The sequence below is a fragment of the Stenotrophomonas riyadhensis genome (assembly GCF_040256885.1).
Taxonomy (GTDB): Bacteria; Pseudomonadota; Gammaproteobacteria; order Xanthomonadales; family Xanthomonadaceae; genus Stenotrophomonas; species Stenotrophomonas riyadhensis.
Map to the genome: position 1 here is coordinate 925,769 of NZ_CP155568.1, position 18,467 is coordinate 944,235.

Below are 18,467 nucleotides of genomic sequence, written 5' to 3' on the forward strand. Positions count from 1 at the left end.
ATGCGTGGATGCTGTTCCTGCCGAGCTGAACCATCCACGCATGGCGTGGATCTACCCATTCCATCGTGAGCTGCGGGTTAAACTGCCTGCATCACCTGCTGGAGCTTTCCCCATGACCGCTGAAATCCTCGTCCCCGTTTCTTTCGGCGAGTTGCTGGACAAGATCTCGATCCTGCAGATCAAGTCCGAGCGCATCAGTGACGAAGGGAAGCTGGCCAACGTTCGCAAGGAGCTGTCGGCGCTGGAGCAGACCTGGATGGCACACCCGGCGGCGGTGAAGGACATCGCCAAGCTGCGGGCCGAGCTGAAGACGGTCAACGAGCAGCTGTGGGACATCGAAGACGACATCCGCCTGAAGGAAAAGGCGCAGGCATTCGACCAGGGCTTCATCGACCTGGCGCGCAGCGTCTACCTGCGCAACGACGAGCGCGCGCGCATCAAGAAGGCGATCAACCTGGCGCTGGGTTCGGCGTACGTGGAAGAGAAGTCCTACCAGGATTACGCGCAGCGCGCGTAATCCCGGCCAAGGGGTTGATCCACGCCATGCGTGGATGGGGACTGCCGCTCAGCCCAGGTGGTCGGCCACGTAACGCTCGAACGCAGCGATACCGTCTTCCACGGTGATCAGTTCCATCACGTCGTCGAACTCGATCTTGGTCCCCCACTTCAGATCGGTGGCCTGTTTGGCCAGATACTTGCGCGCGGCATCGTCATAGCGGTCCACGCAGTAACGGCGGTCCGAGTACGGGCCACTGCGGTTCGGATTGCTGGCCGCATGCAGGCCCAGTACCTTGGCACCCATTGCATTGGCGATGTGCATCGGGCCCGAGTCCGGCGTCATCACCAGATTGGCGCGGGCCAGCAGCGCGGGCAGTTGCTTCAAGGTGTCCTTGCCGACCAGATCCAGTGCCGGGGTACGCAACTGCGCCTGGATGGCGTCGGCCATGCTGCGTTCGAGTTCACTGCGGCCACCGCACAGCACCACCCGCCAGCCACGCGTGAGCGCGTGGTTGGCCACGGCGGCATAGCGGTCGGCGTACCAGTTGCGGCGTACATGGCTGGAGCACGGCGAGATCATCAGCACCGGGCGGCCATCGTCCTGCCACTGCGCGGCGGCCCACTCATACGCAGACGGTGGCACCGCCAGATCCCAGCTGACCTCGGTCTGGCGCAGGCCCAGCGGCTCGCAGAAGCTGCCGATGGCATCGAGCACGTGGATGCCGGGACGATCTGGGATGCGCTCGTTGATGAAGAGACCGTGCAGGTCCTTCGATCGGCTGCGGTCGTAGCCGATGCGACGCTCTGCGGGAATGAAGGCCGACAGCAGGTTGGCACGGAACGCCACCTGCATCTGCAGCAGCGCTTCGAAGCGCCCCGGTGGCAGCTGCCGGCGCAGCTCCTTGACCCCGGCCATGCCGCTCTTCTTGTCGTAGGCATGGAAGGTGACACCGGGCAGGCCGTCGAGCAGCTTGTGGCCGGCCTTGTCGATGATCCAGTGGATCGGCGTATCCGGGCGCGCAGCCTGCAGGGTGCGCACCAGGGGCACCACATGGGTGACATCGCCGAGTGCGGACAGGCGCAGGAGGCACAAGGAGGAGGACGCTGATGCCATGTGTTGTTAGACTCAATGAAATGGTCGCATTCGACGCCAATGAAGCGCTGACGCCATGCCGCGAGGGTCGCGGCATCGGGGCCATTCTGTTCGACCGCGAGCGGCTGCGGCAAGCCGAGATCGGCCTGTTCTCGCCCCAGCACTGGGGCAGCAGGGCCCGGCCGGTAGGGGACGGTGGTCGTGGCAGCGCCTGGTTCATCGATGCGCCGTTCGGCGCCAGCGTGCTTCGCCACTACCTGCGCGGCGGCATGGCGGCCAGGATCAGCCACGACCAGTACCTCTGGCGCGGCGCGGACCGGACCCGCAGTTTCGCCGAATTCCGGCTGATGCGCGCCCTGCGCGAGAAAAAGCTGCCGGTGCCCCGGCCACTGGCGGCGTTCTACATGCGCGAGGGCCTGCGCTACCGGGCCGCGATCCTGATGGAGCGGATCGAGGGTGTCCGTTCGCTGGCCGACCGCGCGCTGGTCGCCGGCCGCGGCGCGCCCTGGGAGGAGACCGGACGGCTGATCGCCCGCTTCCACCGTGCCGGCCTGGACCATGCCGACCTCAACGCGCACAACATCCTGTTCGATGGCAACGGCCACGGCTGGCTGATCGACTTCGACCGCGGGGTGATCCGCATTCCGGCGACCGCCTGGCGCGAACGCAACCTCAAGCGCCTGCTGCGCTCGCTGGTCAAGCTGCGCGGCGAGCGCAGCGTGGAAGACGTGCAGAAGGACTACGCGCGGCTGCGCCGCGCCTATGACATGGCCTGGAACCGGGGCACCTGATGGACTGGTCGTTGCGTTTCCTCGGCGTCGGCAATGCGTCGGCGGTCGAGCTGGGGTCGCCGATGTCGGTGATCGAACGGGACGGTCGGCCGTGGCTGACCATCGACTGTGGCGGCGAAGGCCTGACCGCGTTCAAGGCGCACTACGGGCACATGCCGCAGGCGCTGTTCGTCACCCATGTGCACCTGGACCACGTGGCCGGCTTCGAGCGCCTGTTCGTGGACACCTTCTTCAATGCGCACCGGCGCGGCAAGGTACGCCTGTACGTGCCCGCCACGGTGGTGCCGCTGCTGCACAAGCGCATCGGTGACTATCCGAACGTGCTGGCCGAGGGCGGTGCCAACTTCTGGGATGCGTTCCAGCTGGTCGTGGTGGGCGAGGCGTTCTGGCACGAGGGCGTGCGCCTGGAAGTGTTCCCGGTGCGCCACCACTGGCCGGAGACGGCCTATGGCCTGCGCCTGCAGGGCGCGCTGACCTGGAGCGGCGATACCCGGCCGATTCCGGAGATGCTGGCCCGCTTCGCCAACGACAATGAACTGATCGCCCACGACTGCGGCCTGCACGGCAACCCGTCGCACACCGGCGTGGACGACCTGGAACGTGAGTACAGTGCCGAACTGCAGGCGCGGATGATGCTCTACCACTACGCCAGCGAGGCCGACGGCCAGGCGCTGGCCGCGCGTGGGCACCGCGTGGCGCAGCCGGGGCAGTGCGTGCCGTTGGCTGACCCGACCGCGCCGCACGTACTGGCGCAGGATCCACCGTGAGCGGAACCGGCCGGCCCGTCGATACGGCGCTGGCCGCCGAGCTGGAAACGCTGGAGCGCGCGCTGCATGCATCACCGGTGCGTGTCGACCGTGAGCGTCTTGCTGCATTGCTGGATGAGGATTTCAGCGAGATCGGAAGTTCCGGCCAGTGCTATGGCCGTGATGCGGCGTTGCAGGAGATCCCGCTGGAGCGCGCGCAGGTGCTGATCGAGTCCGATCAGTACGCGGTATGGCTGTTGGCCGAGGGTCTGGCCCAGGTGCGCTACCGCAGCCGCCATCACCTCGATGGCCATGCGCAACGCTGGGTGCTGCGCAGCTCGCTGTGGCGCCGTCACGGGGACGAATGGCGCATGGTGTTCCACCAGGGCACGCCGGAAGCGCAGTAGCTTGGGGCCATGTCCGGTGCGAACGGCATAAGGGTCAGAGCCCTTTGCCGGGCAAAGGGATCTGACCCCAGTGCAGGAAAGGCGGTGGCCCCGCCGGCTGGCCTCGGCGCCCGCGTCGATCGATACCGTTGCTGCCTTCCGGCCCTGGCGGGGTTTTCGACCTAGCGTCGCGAGGGGCCGACGGGGCCACCATAGAGACGTTGGCCGCCCAAGGGGCGGCCAGTTCACGGATCAGGGGAAGCAGCGCGTGTCGCGCCGGAGACCACAGCCGGACTGCACATCGGCTGGCCGATGGCAGACCGCAACTATAGCGCAGGCAGGTACATCGACGCCAGCTTCGTGCACTGAATCGGCTGTAACCCGCGTCTCCCGACAACGCCCCGTGCCGACCGGCGTTGCTAGAATGCCGGCCAGGAGGAACGACCTCCCCCACATCGGGAATCAATGACCAGGACGGCCTGGCCCTACCAAGAGGAGGGCCGTGCCATGGCCTGGATCTATCTGTTGTTTGCCGGCCTGCTGGAAATCGTCTGGGCCGTGTCCATGAAGCAGTCCGAAGGCTTCACCAGGCTCACCCCCACCGTGGTCACCATCATCGGCATGATCGCCAGCTTCTGGCTGCTGGCGGTGGCCATGCGCAGCCTGCCACTGGGCACCGCCTATACGATCTGGACCGGCATCGGTGCGGTTGGCGCGTTCGTGGTCGGCATTGTGTTCCTCGGTGAGCAGGTCAGCCCGATGCGGATCGGTGCGGCGGTGCTGATCGTTTCCGGCCTGGTGCTGATGAAACTCTCCAGCAGCTGAATGCATTTAGTTGAGCGGGGAATGGATTCCCCGCGTCCTGCAGGTATATGCATTTTCGGCAAAACCATTTTGTCCGCCCGTTTTATTTGACGCACGTCATGAAAATAATGAGCGTGATTCACATGCCGCTGGCGCCATCGGTCGCACAGTGCCGCCATTCGTCATGCGAAACCGGGGAGTTTTCGCCTTGACGGACACGCCGGCGCACCTTTTCCAAGGGGCGTCGCGTGAAGATGTGAAGATTTTCAGGAGTTAATGCCGCCACGCCTTGTTTCCGTATCGGGAGCCGGGATGGGCCGCATCGTCTTCAAGAAACCTGCCCGCAGTGCCATCCGGTCTTTTCATGGAGATTCACCGATGAACCGCATTTACCGTCTGGTTTTCAATCGCGCCCTCGGCGTAATGCAGGTTGCATCGGAGGTCGCCCAGAATCCTGGCGGAAGTGCGATTACCGCGAAGCGGCCACCGCGATTGCGGGCGCATCAGCTGGCGGTTGCACTGGCGGCCACCCTGGCCAGCGGTTCGGCGTTCGCAGCGTGCACTACCGCAGGCACCACGGTGACCTGCGCGACTGGCTCCAATACCAATTCGCTGGCCAACAGCATCAATGGCGTGACGCTGGATATCCAGACCGGCGCTGTGCTCAGCGTGCCGCCGATCATTGGCGGAAGTGCCGTGAATTTGAGCGGTAACGGCATCACCGTGAACAACCAGGGCACGATCGATCCCACCCTCAACGGTGGCCTGAGCCTGGCGGCGTCGGGCATGGTGCTGGGTAACAACTCCGTCGGTGGAAACACGATCAACGTCAACAACCAGGCGGGCGGGGCGATCAAAGGCCTGGTCAATATCGGCTCCATCCTCGGTTTCGGTGGACAGGCGCTGGTGGTGCAGAACGCTTCCGGCGGTGTCAGCAACATCGTCAACGCCGGCAATGTGGACATGTCGATTCTTGGCGCAGGCCTGTTGACCACGGCCGATGCGGCATCGATCGTCAGCTACGGTGGTGCGCAGACCAATCTCAACAACACCGGCACCATTACCGGCCGCATAGGGTTCCAGGGTTCGGCCACGGCGGGGGCCGGCAATACCTTCCTCAATGCGGGAACCATCAACGGCAGCGTGAACCTGGGCAGTTCGGTCACCGGCAACACCTTCACCGCCGTGTCTGGTTCCAGCGTCAATACCGCCGGTATCGGCGTGGCTGGGCAGGTCGGCGCGCTTGCGGTGAATCTGGCCGCGGCCGGCATCGTCGACGGTGGTTCGGCGTCCAACAACAGCCTGGTGCTGCAGAACAGCCCAACCGGCCCGGGCAGCGGTACCGGTGGGGCGGTGACCACGCTGGGCTGGAACCAGTACATCAACTTCCAGAAGCTCACCGTCAACAGCGGTACCTGGAACCTGCAGGGTGCGTGGGCTGGCGCAGGTACGACCACGCTCAATGATGGTCTGATCAATTTCAACAATGCCGGTTCCTTCGGCACAGGGCTGTTCACCGCCAATGGCGGTGCCATCGCCTCCTCCACGGCCGGTCTGAACCTGGCCAACGCTTTCAGCCTCGGTGGCAATCTATCCTTGGCAGGGACCAATGCGTTCGGCCTGGGCGGCGTGCTGTCCGGTACTGGTGGGCTGACGGTCAACAACACCGGCATCGTTACTCTCGGCGGCGCAAACCTGTTCTCCGGCGGCGTCAACCTCAATGCCGGCGGCCTGGTACTGGGTAATGCCGGTGCACTGGGCAGCGGCAACCTGACCGTCGGTGGCAGCGCTTCGCTGGATACGACGGCGGGCTTTACCCTGGGCAACAATCTGGTGATCAATGGCGGGGGCTCGCTGAACCTCGTGGGCAGCAATGCGTTGTCATTGAACGGCTCGATCTCCGGTGCCGGCAACCTGACCAAGAACGGCGCCGGCACGCTGACCTTGAACGGCGCCAATTCGCTGACCGGCAATTTCAACCTGGTCGGGGGCGCGTTGGCGCTGGGCGCGGGCGGCAGCCTGTCGCCCACCGGTGCGATCACGGTCGGCGTCGGTACCACCCTGAACCTGTCGGCGGCCGCCGACCAGACCATCGGTTCGCTGGCGGGCCTCGGCGGTTCGGTCGACCTTGGCAGCCATACGCTCACTCTCGCCGGGCTGGGCGATACCAGCTACAGCGGCACGTTCGCCGCAGGCACGGGTGGCCTGGTCAAGCTGGGCACCGGCGTGCAGACCTTGTCGGGCGTGAACAATCTCAGTGGCGGCGTGGCACTCAACGCCGGTGGCCTGCTGCTGGGCAATGCTGCTGCGCTGGGCAGCGGTACGCTCTCTGTTGGGGGCAGCACCACACTCGACGGCACGACGGCGCTGGCGCTGACCAATACAGTCAACCTCGGTTCGGGTGCCAGCCTCAATCTGCTCGGCAACCAGGCGCTGACGTTCAACGGCGTGATCGGTGGCACCGGCAGCCTCGCCAAGAATGGTGCGAGCACGCTGACACTCAACGGTGCAAATACCTTTGGTGGTGGGCTGGCGCTCAATGGCGGTGGCCTGGTCCTGGGCAATGCCGGCGCGCTCGGAACCGGCGCGTTGACTGTTGGCGGTGTGACAACGCTCGATGCCAGCGCGGCGCTGAGCGTGGGCAATGGCATCAACCTCGGTGCGGGTGGCCTGCTGAATGTACTGGGCAGCAATGCACTGACGCTGGGCGGCGCCATCGGCGGCACCGGCAGCCTGGTCAAGAACGGTGCCGCCACGCTGACGCTGGGTGGCGCGAATACCTTCACCGGCGGCCTGGCGATCAATGCCGGCAAGGTTGCGGTGAGCAGCGGTGGAAGCCTGTCGGCCGGCGGTGCGGTCAACCTGGCCGGCGCTGGCGCGGACCTGGACATCTCGCTCGGCGGCAACCAGACCATCGGCGCGCTGTCCGGTATCGCCAGCAGCACGGTGACGCTGGGCAGCAGCACGCTCACCTTCGGTGATGCCACCAACCAGACGTTCGCGGGCGTGATCGGTGGTACCGGCGGCCTGGTCAAGCAGGGGACGGGCATCCAGACCCTGAGCGGCGCCAACAGCTTCAGTGGCGGCGTGAATCTGACAGCGGGCGGCCTGCTGCTGGGCAACAACAGTGCGATCGGCAGCGGGGCGCTGACGATCAGCGGCAACAGTTCGCTTGATGGCAGCGCTGCACTGAACCTGGCCAATGCCATCAATCTGGGCGCGGCGTTGACCTTGCCGGGCAGCCAGAACCTCACCCTCGGCGGCAACATCACCGGCACCGGCAGCCTGACCAAGAACGGTGCCTCGCTGCTGACCCTGAATGGCACCAACACCTTCAGCGGAGGACTGAATCTCAACGCGGGTGGGTTGCTGCTTGGCAATGGCGGCGCGCTTGGCACTGGTGCCCTGAACGTGAGCGGCAGTGCGTCGCTCGATGGCAGCGCGGCGCTGAGCCTGGCCAACAATGTGACCCTGGGCAGTGGGGCCGTGTTGTCGCTGCCGGGTTCGCAGGCGATCACGCTCGGCGGTGTGGTTTCCGGCGCGGGCGGCCTGGTCAAGAACGGTGCCAGCACGCTCACGCTCAACGGTGCCAATGCATTCACCGGCGGCCTGGTGCTCAATGGTGGCGGCCTGATGCTGGGCAATGCCGGCGCGCTGGGAACCGGACTGCTTGCAGTCGGTGCAAACGCCACCCTCGACAGTTCGGTGGCATTGAACCTGGGCAACGCCATCGATCTCGACACCGGTGCGCAGCTGAGCCTGGTGAGCAACCAGAACGTCACGCTGGGCGGACTGATCACCGGCACCGGTGGCCTGGTCAAGACCGGTAGCGGTGTTCTGTCATTGAACAACAGCAATACCTTCAGTGGTGGCCTTGCGTTGAACGCGGGCAGTGTGTCGGTGGGCGCCAACGGTGCGCTCGGTACGGGGGCGCTGAACATCGGCAGCAATGTTTCGCTCGATGCGGGCGCAGCGGTTTCGCTGTTCAATGCGGTGAACCTGGGCGCCAACACGCTGACCCTGCCGGGCAGCAACAACCTCACCCTGACCGGTGTGGTGGGAGGAACCGGTGGCCTGATCAAGAACGGCGCCTCGACGCTGACGCTGTCCGGTGCGAACACCTTCCTGGGCGGTGCCACGGTCAATGCCGGCACGCTCGCGCTTGGCGCCGGTGGCAGCCTTGCCGCAACCGGTGCGGTGGACCTCGCCGGTGTCGGCGCGACGCTGGACATCTCCGCGGCGGGGGCCGGTCAGACCATCGGTGCATTGAACGGCATCGCCGGCAGCCATGTGGCGCTGGGTACGCAGACGCTGACCTTCGGCGGCGCCGGCAACGGCAGCTTTGCCGGCCTCATCGATGGCAGTGGTGGATTGATCAAGGCTGGCGCGGGCGTGCAGACGCTGTCCGGAGCCAATACCTTCAGTGGCGGCGTCGCGCTCAATGCCGGCGGCCTGGTCCTCGGCAATGCCGGGGCGTTGGGTACGGGGGCGCTGGGCATTGGCGGCAACGTCAGCCTGGACACGACGGCTGCGCTGGATCTGGCCAATGCGGTGAACTTCGGCGCGGGTTCGCAGCTGACGCTGGGCGGCAGCAATGACCTCAGCCTGGCGGGCGTGCTGGCCGGTGGCGGCAGCCTGGTCAAGAACGGTACGGGCCTGCTGACCCTCAATAACACCAATACCTTCGGTGGCGGCCTGACCTTGAACGGTGGTGGCCTGGTGGTCGGCGCCAATGGTGCGCTCGGTACCGGCTCGCTGGCGGTGAATGCCAGCACCACGCTGGACGCGAGTGCTGGAGTGACACTGGGCAATGCGGTCACGCTGGGCTCGGGCGTTGCACTGACGTTGCCGGGCAGCAACGCGCTGACGCTGTCGGGTCCGATCACTGGCAACGGCAGCCTGATCAAGAATGGTGCGACGACGCTGACGCTGTCCGGCGCCAATCTCTACAACGGTGGCACCACCATCAATGCCGGTACGCTGGCACTCGGTGCGGGTGGCAGCCTTGCCGCAGCGGGTGATGTCACTCTCGCCAACGCTGGTGCGGTCTTCGATATCTCTGCTGCAGGCGGCAGCCAGACCATCGGCGCGCTCAACGGCGTGGGTGGCACCACACTGGCCCTGGGCGGAAACTCGCTGACCTTCGGTACAGCGACGAACGCCGCGTTCGACGGCGTGATCAGTGGCGGCGGCGGTCTGGTCAAAGTGGGCGCGGGCGTGCAGACGTTGTCCGGTGCCAACACGTTTGGCGGCGGCGTGACGCTCAACGCAGGCGGGCTGGTGCTCGGCAATGACGCGGCGCTGGGCACGGGTGCATTGACCGTCGGCGGTGCCGCCACGCTGGATACCACCGGCCTGGCAACGCTGGCCAACAACATCGCGCTCAATGCCGGGCTGACCGTGCTCGGCAGCAATGCGCTGACACTCAACGGTGTCCTTTCCGGGGCTGGCAGCCTGACCAAGAATGGCGTCGCGACGCTGACCTTGAACGGGATCAACACCTACACCGGTGGCACCAACATCAACGCCGGCACGCTGGCGCTGGGTGCCGGTGCCAGCCTGGCGGCGAGCGGTACCGTGAACCTCGCCACCGGCGCCACCCTGGATCTGTCTGCCGGCAGCGGCACGCAGGTGTTCGGCACCCTGGTCGGCAACGGTACGGTGAACCTGGGTGCCAACTCGATCGCAGTCGGCGGGGCCACCAATGGCACGTTCAGTGGCTCGATCGCAGGCACGGGTGGCCTGACCAAGGTCGGTTCGGGCATTGAAACGCTGACCGGCACCAATACCTATACCGGCGGCACCTTCATCAACGCCGGCACGCTGGCGATTGGTCCGGGTGGCAGCCTTGCCGCGACCGGGGCGGTGAACGTGGCTGCACCCGGTGCGGGCTTCGACATCTCGGCCTCCGGTGCCAACCAGACCATCGGTTCGCTGTCCGGCGTGGCCGGTGCGACGGTCAGCCTGGGGGCCAACTCGCTGACCCTTGGCGGTGCCGGCAGCAGTACCTTCGACGGTGCGATTTCCGGCACCGGTGGCCTGGTCAAGAACGGTGCCGGCATCCTGACCCTGGGTGGCGCCAATCTGTTCAGCGGTGGCATTGCACTCAATGGCGGTGGCCTGGTGGTCGGCAACAACGCTGCGCTCGGCAGCGGTGCGCTGACGGTGGGCGGCAACGCGACGCTGGATGCATCGACAGGCGTCAACCTGGCCAACAACATCGGGCTTGCAGCGGGTGCCAACCTCGACCTGCTGGGCAGCCAGGCGCTGACACTGGGTGGCGTGATTTCCGGTGCCGGCGGCTTGATCAAGGACGGTGCGGCCACCGTTACCCTGAGCGGTGCCAACACCTACACCGGTGGTACCACCATCAACAACGGCACGCTGGCGATCGGCGCCGGTGGCAGCCTGGCGTCGACCGGCGCGGTGAACCTGGCAGGTGCCGGTACCCTCGATATCTCCGCGGGCAACCAGGCCATCGGTTCGCTGGCCGGCGTGGTCGGCAGCACGGTGGCACTCGGTGGCAGCACGCTGACCCTGGGCGGCACGGTGGACAGCAGCTTCAACGGTGCGATCAGCGGCAACGGCGGCCTGATCAAGAACGGCGCCGGCGTGCAGACGCTCAATGGCGCCAGTACCTTCAGCGGTGGGGTAACGCTCAATGCCGGTGGCCTGGTGGTCGGCAACAATGCTGCGCTGGGCACCGGCGCGGTCACGGTGGGGGGCAATGCCACGCTCGATTCGAACACTGCGGTGACGCTGGCCAACAACTTCATCCTCAACAACGGGTTGACTGTACTCGGCAGCAACAACCTCACCCTCAACGGCAGCCTGAGTGGCACCGGCAGCTTGACCAAGGAGGGTGCCGCAACGCTGACCTTGAACGGCGTCAACACCTATACCGGTGGCACCAACATCAACGCCGGCACGTTGGCATTGGGCGCGGGCGCGAGCCTGCACGCCAGCGGCGTCGTCAACCTGGCTTCGGGGGCGACCTTCGACCTGTCGGCGGGCAGCGGCACGCAGCAGTTCGGCACCCTGATCGGCAACGGTACGGTGAACCTGGGCGCCAACACGCTGACGATCGGTGATGCCAGCAACGGCACGTTCAGTGGTTCGGTGGCCGGCTCCGGCGGCCTGGTCAAGGAAGGATCGGGGACCCAGACGCTGACAGGCACCAACACGTTCACCGGGGGTACCACCATCAATGCCGGTACGCTGGCGATCGGTGCAGGCGGCAGCCTGGCGGCAACCGGCGCGGTGAACCTGGCCAATGCCGGTACCGCCTTCGACATCAGCGCGGGCGGCGCACAGACGATCGGCTCACTGGAGGGCGTGGCCGGCTCGGCCGTGGCGCTGGGCACCAGCACGCTCACCCTCGGCGGCGTTGGCAATACGACGTTCGCCGGCACCATCGGGGGGACCGGTGGCCTGGTGAAGAACGGTGCAGGTGTGCAGACCCTGAGTGGCAGCAATACCTTCAGCGGCGGCGTGGCATTCAACGCCGGTGGCCTAGCCCTGGGCGACAACGCTGCACTGGGCACCGGCACGCTGACCGTGGGCGGCGACGCCAGCCTGGACGCCACCAGCGCGCTGACGCTGGCCAACACTGTGCAGTTGAGCAGCGGCACGCTGACCCTGGCGGGCAGCAATCCGCTGACGTTGAATGGTGCAATCAGCGGTGCCGGCGGCCTGCTCAAGGACGGTCCGGCGACGGTTACCCTGGGCGGTGCCAGCACGTATACCGGCACCACCACCATCAACAGCGGCACATTGGCGGTGGCGGCCGGTGGCAGCCTGTCCGCTGCCAGCACGGTCAACCTGACCGGTGCCAGTACGCTGGATATCAGCGCAGGCGGCAGCCAGAGCATCGGCGGCCTGGCCGGTGTGACCGGATCCAGCGTGGTGCTGGGCGGTGCAACCCTGACCACCGGCGGCAACAATGGCAACACCGTCTTCGGCGGCGTGCTCAGTGGCACCGGCGGCCTGGTGCAGAGCGGTACCGGCACGCTGACCCTGAGCGGCGCCAACGTCTACACCGGCGGCACCACCATCAACGGTGGCAGCACGCTGCAGATCGGCAACGGTGGCAGCACCGGTTCGGTGCTGGGCGACATCACCAACAACGGCAACCTGGTCTACAACCTCGGCACCACGGCAACCGTGGGCGGCGTGGTCAGTGGCAGCGGTGGCCTGACCCAGGCCGGCAGCGGCACGCTGGTGCTGACCGGCAACAACACCTATACCGGCGGTACCACCATCAATGCCGGCGGTACGCTGCAGATCGGCAATGGCGGTGCGACCGGTGCGATCGTTGGCGACATCACCAACAATGGCGCGCTGGTATCCAACGTGGCCGGCAACACCACGCTGGGTGGCACCATCAGCGGCAGCGGTGGCCTGACCCAGGCCGGCGCCGGCACGCTGACCCTGACCGGCAACAACACCTATACCGGCGGCACCACCATCAATACCGGTGGCACGCTGCAGGTCGGCAATGGCGGCGCCACCGGTGCCATCACCGGCAACGTCGCCAACAACGGCAGCCTGGTCTTCGACGTGGCGGGCAACACCACTGTCGGTGGCGCGATCAGTGGCAGTGGTGGCCTGACCCAGGCGGGTAGCGGCGTGCTGACCCTGGTCGGCAACAACAGTTACACCGGCGGTACCACCATCAATGCCGGCGGCACGCTGCAGGTCGGCAACGGCGGGGCAACCGGCGCCATCGCCGGCGACATCACCAACAACGGTGCGTTGATTTCCAACGTGGCCGGCAACACCGCGCTGGGCGGCACCATCAGCGGCACTGGCGGCCTGACCCAGGCCGGTAGCGGTACGCTGCTGCTGACCGGCACCAACACCTATACCGGCGGCACCACCATCAATGCCGGCGGCACGCTGCAGTTGGGCAACGGCGGTGCGACGGGCTCGATCGTCGGCGATGTCACCAACAATGGCACGCTGCTGTCCAACGTGGCCGGCAACACCACGCTGGGCGGCACCATCAGCGGCAGTGGCGGCCTGACCCAGGCCGGCAGCGGCACGCTGACCGTGACCGGCAACAACACCTATACCGGCCCGACCACCATCAACGCCGGCGGTACCCTGCAGGTCGGCAATGGCGGCGCCACCGGTGCGATCGGCGGTAGTGTGACCAACAACGGCAGCCTGGTGTTCAACGTGGGTGGCAACACCACCGTCGGCGGCGCCATCAGTGGCAGCGGCGGCCTGACCCAGGCCGGCAGCGGCACGCTGATCCTGGGCGGCAACAACACCTACACCGGCGGCACCACCATCAATACCGGTGGCACGCTGCAGGTCGGCAATGGCGGCGCCACCGGTGCCATCACCGGCAACGTCGCCAACAACGGCAGCCTGGTCTTCGACGTGGCGGGCAACACCACTGTCGGTGGCGCGATCAGTGGCAGTGGTGGCCTGACCCAGGCTGGCAACGGCACCATTACGCTTACCGGAAACAACACCTACACCGGCGGCACCACCATCAATGCGGGCGGCACCGTGCAGGTGGGCAACGGTGGGGCCAGCGGTTCCATCACCGGCAACATCACCAACAACGGTGGCCTGGTCATCAACACTGGTGGCACCACCACGCTGGGCGGCACCATCAGCGGTGGCGGCAGCATTGTGCAGGCAGGTCCGGGCGGGCTGAATCTCGGCGGCAACAGCGGTGGTTTCAGCGGCACCGGCCAGGTCACCGGCGGTGGTCTGAATGTCACCGGCACTATCGGCGGCCAGTGGACCATCGGCAGCGGAACCACGCTGTCCGGCACCGGCACCATTGGTGGCACAGGCGGCGGGGTGACGGTGTCCAGCGGCGGCGTGCTGTCGCCGGGCAATGGCCCAGGCAACGGCAGTGGTGCGGGCAACGGCACCGGTACGATCACCGTGGGTGGCAATCTCACCCTGTCGCCGGGCAGCACGCTGGGCATCGATCTGGGCGCCACCGGCAGCGATACGGTGCAAGTGGGGGGCAGTGCCAACGTGGGTGGCAGCAGCGTGCAGGTGAACACGATTTCGCCGAGTACCAGCTACCAGCAGGGCCAGCAGTACACCGTGGTCAATGCGGGCGGTGGTGTAAGCGGGCAGTTCGCCTCGGCGACCTCGCCGTCGGCCTTCCTGACCATCACCCCGGTCTACACCGCCAACACCGCCAACCTGCAGATCGACGTGGCGCAGACGGCGGCGTTCACCACGGTGGCCAACACGCGCAACCAGTACAACACCGCTGCAGCGCTGGACAGCCTGCCGCAGAGTGGTCCGGCGCTGGGCCTGTACAACACGGTGCTGATGTATGACGCCGGCACCGCGCGCAGCGCATTCGACCAGCTGTCCGGTGAAGTGCATGCGGCCAGCCGCGCGGTGCTGCTGTACGACAACTACCTGGAAGAGGGCATCCGCCAGCGCCTGGGTAGTGAGCTGCCGACCGTGCGTGGTGAGCGCGCCTCGGCCTGGTTGGCCGGCAGCGGCAAGGTGTTCAAGCAGGATGGCGATGGCAACGGCGATGAGATCCGCTCCAACCGCAATGCGCTGATGGCCGGCGTGGACTGGCAGCTGGGCGAGCACGTGGTGCTGGGTGCAGCGGCCGGCAATGAACGGCTGGATACGCGCCTGTACGATCGCAGCTCGCGGGCGCGCCTGCGTGGCAACACCTTCGGTGTCTACGCACAGGGCCAGTGGAACAACGGCTTTGCGGTCGGTGGCAGCGTATCGCGCGGTGACTACCGCACGCGCACCACGCGAGAGGTGCCGCTGCTGGGCCAGACCCTGTACAGCCGCCAGGATTCGGATGTGACCATCGCGCAGGTGGAGGGCAGCTGGACCTGGACCCACGGCAGGACCCAACTGCAGCCGTACGTGCAGTTCACCAAGCACTGGGTCGACAGCGATCGCGCTGTGGAGCAGGGCGGCACTGCTGCGCTGGAGCTGGAAGGCGGCAAGGACACGCTCAATGTCAGCACCGTGGGCGTTCGCGGGCGCTGGGACGTGGGCAGCGGCGAGCGCTTCCCGGCACAACTGACCGTCGGCCTCGGCTGGCAGCATGCTTCGGGTGACACCGATGTGGCCAGCCGCAACCGCTTCGCGGTCGGCGGCAATGCCTTCGACGTCTACAGTGCAGTGATGGCGCGCAATGCACTGGTCAGCCAGGTGGGCGTGGCAGTGGGACTTGGCCGCAACAGCCAGCTGTCGATGTTCGTGCAGGGCCAGCACGGCGATGGTCGCCGCGATGTCGGTGGCCAGATCAATCTGCGCGTGGGCTTCTGAGCAGGGGAGGCCAGCGGTAGATCCACGCCCCGCGTGGATCTACCTGCTGCGCGAGGCTACAGCACCCGTTCCATGTCCACGGCGTCGATTCCGGCGCCATGGCCATCGCTCACCACGCGCGTCACCTGGAAGCCCAGGCCGGCATAGAAGCCCTGGGTGTGCTGGCTGGTACTGAGCGTGACGCGATCGATCGATGGATCGCCTTCAGCCTGGCGCAGGCGCGCCAGCGCCAGTTCGCGTCCCAGACCGTGCCGGTGCAGCGCGCGCTGCACCATGCCCCAACAGAAGCCGGCGCTGCCGTCGCCACGGCGCGACAGGCCGCCGCAGGCCACGACGCGGTGATCGCGCTCGATCACCTGGAAGGCGCAGTCCATGGCCTGCTCGCGCAGGAAGCGTTCGAAGTCGTTGCGTTCTTCAGGCGCGAAGTAGGTGGGCACGTTGCTGTCGAAGATCGACAGGCAGGCGGGTGCGTCGGCGGGCTGGTAAACGCGAAGGCTCATGCGATCACCATAGCGTGCTGCGGGACCTGGTTGCATCTGGGCTATGCTGTCGGGCGACGGGAGTGACCGTGCGGGAGGAACCCGCCGCCCCCGTTTGTCTTGCCCTACGCAAAGGAGTTGGCCAGTGGTACCGGAAATTCCCCTGTCCCGGACCGGTGAGATCGTGCGCGGTCTGCTGTTCGGCATGGTCGGTGTACTGATGCTCGTCGTTGTCGCCTTCGAGTTGAACCATCGTCTTGAATTCCTGCAGGTCGCGCAGAGTGCCGATGGCCATGTCGAGCACTTGAACGCGGGTGGCTCACATCCGGAGGTGGCGTTCACCACCGACAAGGGCGAACAGGTCTCCTATCCGCAAGGGGGCATGATCTTCGGATACAAGCCCGGGCAGGCGGTACGCGTGTTGTATCGACCTGCGCAACCGGCTCTGGAGCCGGTGATCGATACCTTCGGCGCGCTGTGGGGGATGACGCTCATGGTGGCGGTGATCGGGCTGACGTTTGTCTGTATATGCGTGCGGGCACTGATCAAGCGCAGGTGATCGGTACCCGGCTGAGTGCTGCCACCCGACGGGGCGGTCATTGGCGACAGGCCCCGCACTCAGGCTGAAATGCCCGCCAGCACCGCATACATCACCACGAAGCTCACCAGGAACAGGTAGACGCCGCCGATGGCGAGGTAGCGCAGCACCGTCAGTGCCTTGTTGCCGCCGTACACGCGTTGCTGCATCCACAGCAGGTAGACCGGAACCGCCAACCACAGCAGTGCATACAGCCATTGGCTGGCGGCGGCGAAGGCGGGAGATGCGAGCGCGCTGTTGATGCCCGCGACGAGAAAGGTTGCCAGCAGCACCATCATCAGCCAGCAATGGCTGTACAGCGCCACCACCAGATGTTCCAGATAGCCGATTGGCCGCGGGACGTAGGCGATGCGCAGCACCAGCGCGAACACCGGCATCAGGAAGAACAGGGCACCCGGCAGTGCAGTCAGGATCGCCTGCATGTACAGGTCGGTCTTGCCGCCCATGCGCTGGATGTTGGCGTTGCCGTTCTGCAGGCGCTTGTTGAGCCAGTTGTTGGCGAACTGTGGCCAGCCGTTGAGGACGATGGGATTGCTGTTCGCGTCCCACGGCTTGCCGTTGACGGTGTGGCTGAAGAAGGTGCCGGGCTCGGTTGCGGTGGCGTCCTTGCGGGTGCCGGTGAGCTCGGCCCTGCGCTGTGCTGCCGCCGCGTTCACCGCAGCCCTGGCCATCGCGAAGCCGGCGTTGCCGGTGGCGGGTGAGCTGGCCTGCTGTTGGTCGATCATCATCAGCTGTTGCGTGCGTGCGGCTTCGACCTGTTCAACCGTCGTGGCCTTGGCGTACAGCGAATCGCCGCCGCCCATGCGGATGTCGTCGACGTGCACGAACAGCTTGCCGATGAAGAACGTAAACAGGGTGAGGATGACGAACAGCCGCAAGGGCTGCACGTATCCGACCCGGCGGCCCTTGAGGTAGTTCTGCGTGATGCGGCCGGGCACCCAGAGATCGCGCAGCGTGCGGAAGATGCGCCCATCCAGATGCCAGAACGATTCGAACACTTCCTCGATGGCGTGGCCCACGTGCTTGAGCGGGTTGTGCGCCGATTGCCCGCAGCGATGGCAGTAGTGGCCCTGCAGGGCGGTGTTGCAGTTCTCGCAGTCGGCGTGAGCGCTGTCGGTCGAGCTCATGGGCAATGGGCCAAGCGTCGGTTGAAGGCGCCTACCATAGCGAATTTTCAGGTTTCGTTCAGTTTTGTTTTGGAGTGCCTGGAGCGTGCGGAAGCCGATCAAAAGCATCCCCGCATGGCGTGGGTCTACTGATCGGTCTGCGACAGCGTCGAAGGGGGGGATTGTCGGCCGTGCATCCATGCATGTCGCGCATCTGGAGGAACAAGCCCCTCTGTTGAGGGGCTGCCCCGACAGGGGCGGGGAGAGGCCGGCAAAGGGGGGGGGCCCAAAGGTTGCGCAGCAACGTTTGGGGCGAAGCGCGCGCAGCGCACTTCGCGTCCCGCGCCAGATAACTGAAAAAGGCCGCCCCCAAGGGCAGCCTTTTTCAGCTATCTGGCGGGGAGGGGGATTGTCGGGCGCATCCATGCACCCGATCCCGGCGCGCGTTGCACCCCGGGATCCGCCTGCGGCGGTCTGCCCGCGCATGTCGCGCCCCTGTCGGGGCAGCCCCTCTGTTGAGGGGCTGCCCCGACAGGGGCGGGGAGAGGCCGGCAAAGGGAGGGGCCCAAAGGTTGCGCAGCAACGTTTGGGGCGAAGCGCGCGCAGCGCACTTCGCGTCCCGCGCCAGATAACTGAAAAAGGCCGCCCTCAAGGGCAGCCTTTTTCAGTTATCTGGCGGAGAG

At 66.3% G+C, this 18,467-nt stretch carries 10 protein-coding genes and 1 other RNA gene; 7 read left to right on the forward strand and 4 right to left on the reverse strand.

Annotation, left to right across the window (positions count from 1 at the left end):
- The first annotated feature begins 112 nt into the window (after window positions 1–112).
- Window positions 113–517: a DUF6165 family protein gene (locus tag SriyCCGPB3_RS04295; protein ID WP_010483869.1), complete on the forward strand. Its 405-nt coding sequence runs from the start codon at window positions 113–115 to the stop codon at window positions 515–517.
- A 48-nt stretch (window positions 518–565) separates the two neighbouring features.
- Here SriyCCGPB3_RS04295 and SriyCCGPB3_RS04300 read toward each other — a convergent pair whose 3' ends face one another.
- The gene (locus SriyCCGPB3_RS04300) at window positions 566–1,612 is read right to left on the reverse strand and encodes a glycosyltransferase family 9 protein (RefSeq protein WP_032127782.1); all 1,047 of its coding nucleotides are present in this window, start codon (window positions 1,610–1,612) and stop codon (window positions 566–568) included.
- Between the two features lie 20 nt (window positions 1,613–1,632).
- Here SriyCCGPB3_RS04300 and SriyCCGPB3_RS04305 point away from each other — a divergent pair, with 20 nt between their 5' ends.
- The 3 genes from SriyCCGPB3_RS04305 to SriyCCGPB3_RS04315 are packed head-to-tail and all read left to right on the forward strand — an operon-like array spanning window position 1,633 to window position 3,535.
- Window positions 1,633–2,382 (forward strand): 3-deoxy-D-manno-octulosonic acid kinase, encoded by a 750-nt coding sequence (locus SriyCCGPB3_RS04305; protein WP_110711233.1) that lies wholly within the window; start codon window positions 1,633–1,635, stop codon window positions 2,380–2,382.
- Window positions 2,382–3,149: an MBL fold metallo-hydrolase gene (locus tag SriyCCGPB3_RS04310; RefSeq protein WP_110711235.1), complete on the forward strand. Its 768-nt coding sequence runs from the start codon at window positions 2,382–2,384 to the stop codon at window positions 3,147–3,149. The genes SriyCCGPB3_RS04305 and SriyCCGPB3_RS04310 overlap by 1 nt, the downstream gene beginning before the upstream one ends.
- Window positions 3,146–3,535 (forward strand): DUF4440 domain-containing protein, encoded by a 390-nt coding sequence (locus SriyCCGPB3_RS04315; RefSeq protein ID WP_164162447.1) that lies wholly within the window; start codon window positions 3,146–3,148, stop codon window positions 3,533–3,535. Before SriyCCGPB3_RS04310 ends, SriyCCGPB3_RS04315 begins: the two co-directional genes overlap by 4 nt.
- Before the next feature lie 93 nt (window positions 3,536–3,628).
- Here SriyCCGPB3_RS04315 and ffs read toward each other — a convergent pair.
- Window positions 3,629–3,719, reverse strand: an RNA gene (gene ffs, locus SriyCCGPB3_RS04320) — signal recognition particle sRNA small type.
- A 302-nt stretch (window positions 3,720–4,021) separates the two neighbouring features.
- Here ffs and SriyCCGPB3_RS04325 point away from each other — a divergent pair.
- Both SriyCCGPB3_RS04325 and SriyCCGPB3_RS04330 read left to right on the forward strand, forming a co-directional pair.
- Entirely contained in the window at window positions 4,022–4,339 is a 318-nt protein-coding gene (locus SriyCCGPB3_RS04325; RefSeq protein WP_005415486.1) for a DMT family transporter, read from the forward strand.
- 357 nt (window positions 4,340–4,696) lie between these two features.
- Entirely contained in the window at window positions 4,697–15,601 is a 10,905-nt protein-coding gene (locus SriyCCGPB3_RS04330) for an autotransporter-associated beta strand repeat-containing protein (protein ID WP_350259894.1), read from the forward strand.
- 56 nt (window positions 15,602–15,657) lie between these two features.
- On the opposite strand, the gene SriyCCGPB3_RS04335 is transcribed toward SriyCCGPB3_RS04330, so the two are convergent.
- Entirely contained in the window at window positions 15,658–16,101 is a 444-nt protein-coding gene (locus SriyCCGPB3_RS04335; RefSeq protein WP_153856516.1) for a GNAT family N-acetyltransferase, read from the reverse strand.
- Between the two features lie 163 nt (window positions 16,102–16,264).
- Between SriyCCGPB3_RS04335 and SriyCCGPB3_RS04340 the strand changes: the two genes are divergently transcribed.
- On the forward strand, window positions 16,265–16,639 hold the full coding sequence (locus SriyCCGPB3_RS04340; RefSeq protein ID WP_350259895.1) for a DUF3592 domain-containing protein: 375 nt from the start codon (window positions 16,265–16,267) through the stop codon (window positions 16,637–16,639).
- Window positions 16,640–16,698: 59 nt separating this feature from the next.
- Here the strand turns inward: SriyCCGPB3_RS04340 and SriyCCGPB3_RS04345 are convergent, their stop codons facing one another.
- Window positions 16,699–17,805: a DUF3667 domain-containing protein gene (locus SriyCCGPB3_RS04345; RefSeq protein ID WP_164162444.1), complete on the reverse strand. Its 1,107-nt coding sequence runs from the start codon at window positions 17,803–17,805 to the stop codon at window positions 16,699–16,701.
- Window positions 17,806–18,467: the final 662 nt, after the last annotated feature.

Excerpts from the sequence above, each read along its gene's own strand:
- SriyCCGPB3_RS04295 (WP_010483869.1), top strand. The coding sequence starts at position 113 with ATGACCGCTGAAATCCTCGTCCCCGTTTCTTTCGGCGAGTTGCTGGAC.
- SriyCCGPB3_RS04300 (WP_032127782.1), bottom strand. The coding sequence starts at position 1,612 with ATGGCATCAGCGTCCTCCTCCTTGTGCCTCCTGCGCCTGTCCGCACTC.
- SriyCCGPB3_RS04305 (WP_110711233.1), top strand. The coding sequence starts at position 1,633 with ATGGTCGCATTCGACGCCAATGAAGCGCTGACGCCATGCCGCGAGGGT.
- SriyCCGPB3_RS04310 (WP_110711235.1), top strand. The coding sequence starts at position 2,382 with ATGGACTGGTCGTTGCGTTTCCTCGGCGTCGGCAATGCGTCGGCGGTC.
- SriyCCGPB3_RS04325 (WP_005415486.1), top strand. The coding sequence starts at position 4,022 with ATGGCCTGGATCTATCTGTTGTTTGCCGGCCTGCTGGAAATCGTCTGG.
- SriyCCGPB3_RS04330 (WP_350259894.1), top strand. The coding sequence starts at position 4,697 with ATGAACCGCATTTACCGTCTGGTTTTCAATCGCGCCCTCGGCGTAATG.
- SriyCCGPB3_RS04335 (WP_153856516.1), bottom strand. The coding sequence starts at position 16,101 with ATGAGCCTTCGCGTTTACCAGCCCGCCGACGCACCCGCCTGCCTGTCG.
- SriyCCGPB3_RS04345 (WP_164162444.1), bottom strand. The coding sequence starts at position 17,805 with ATGAGCTCGACCGACAGCGCTCACGCCGACTGCGAGAACTGCAACACC.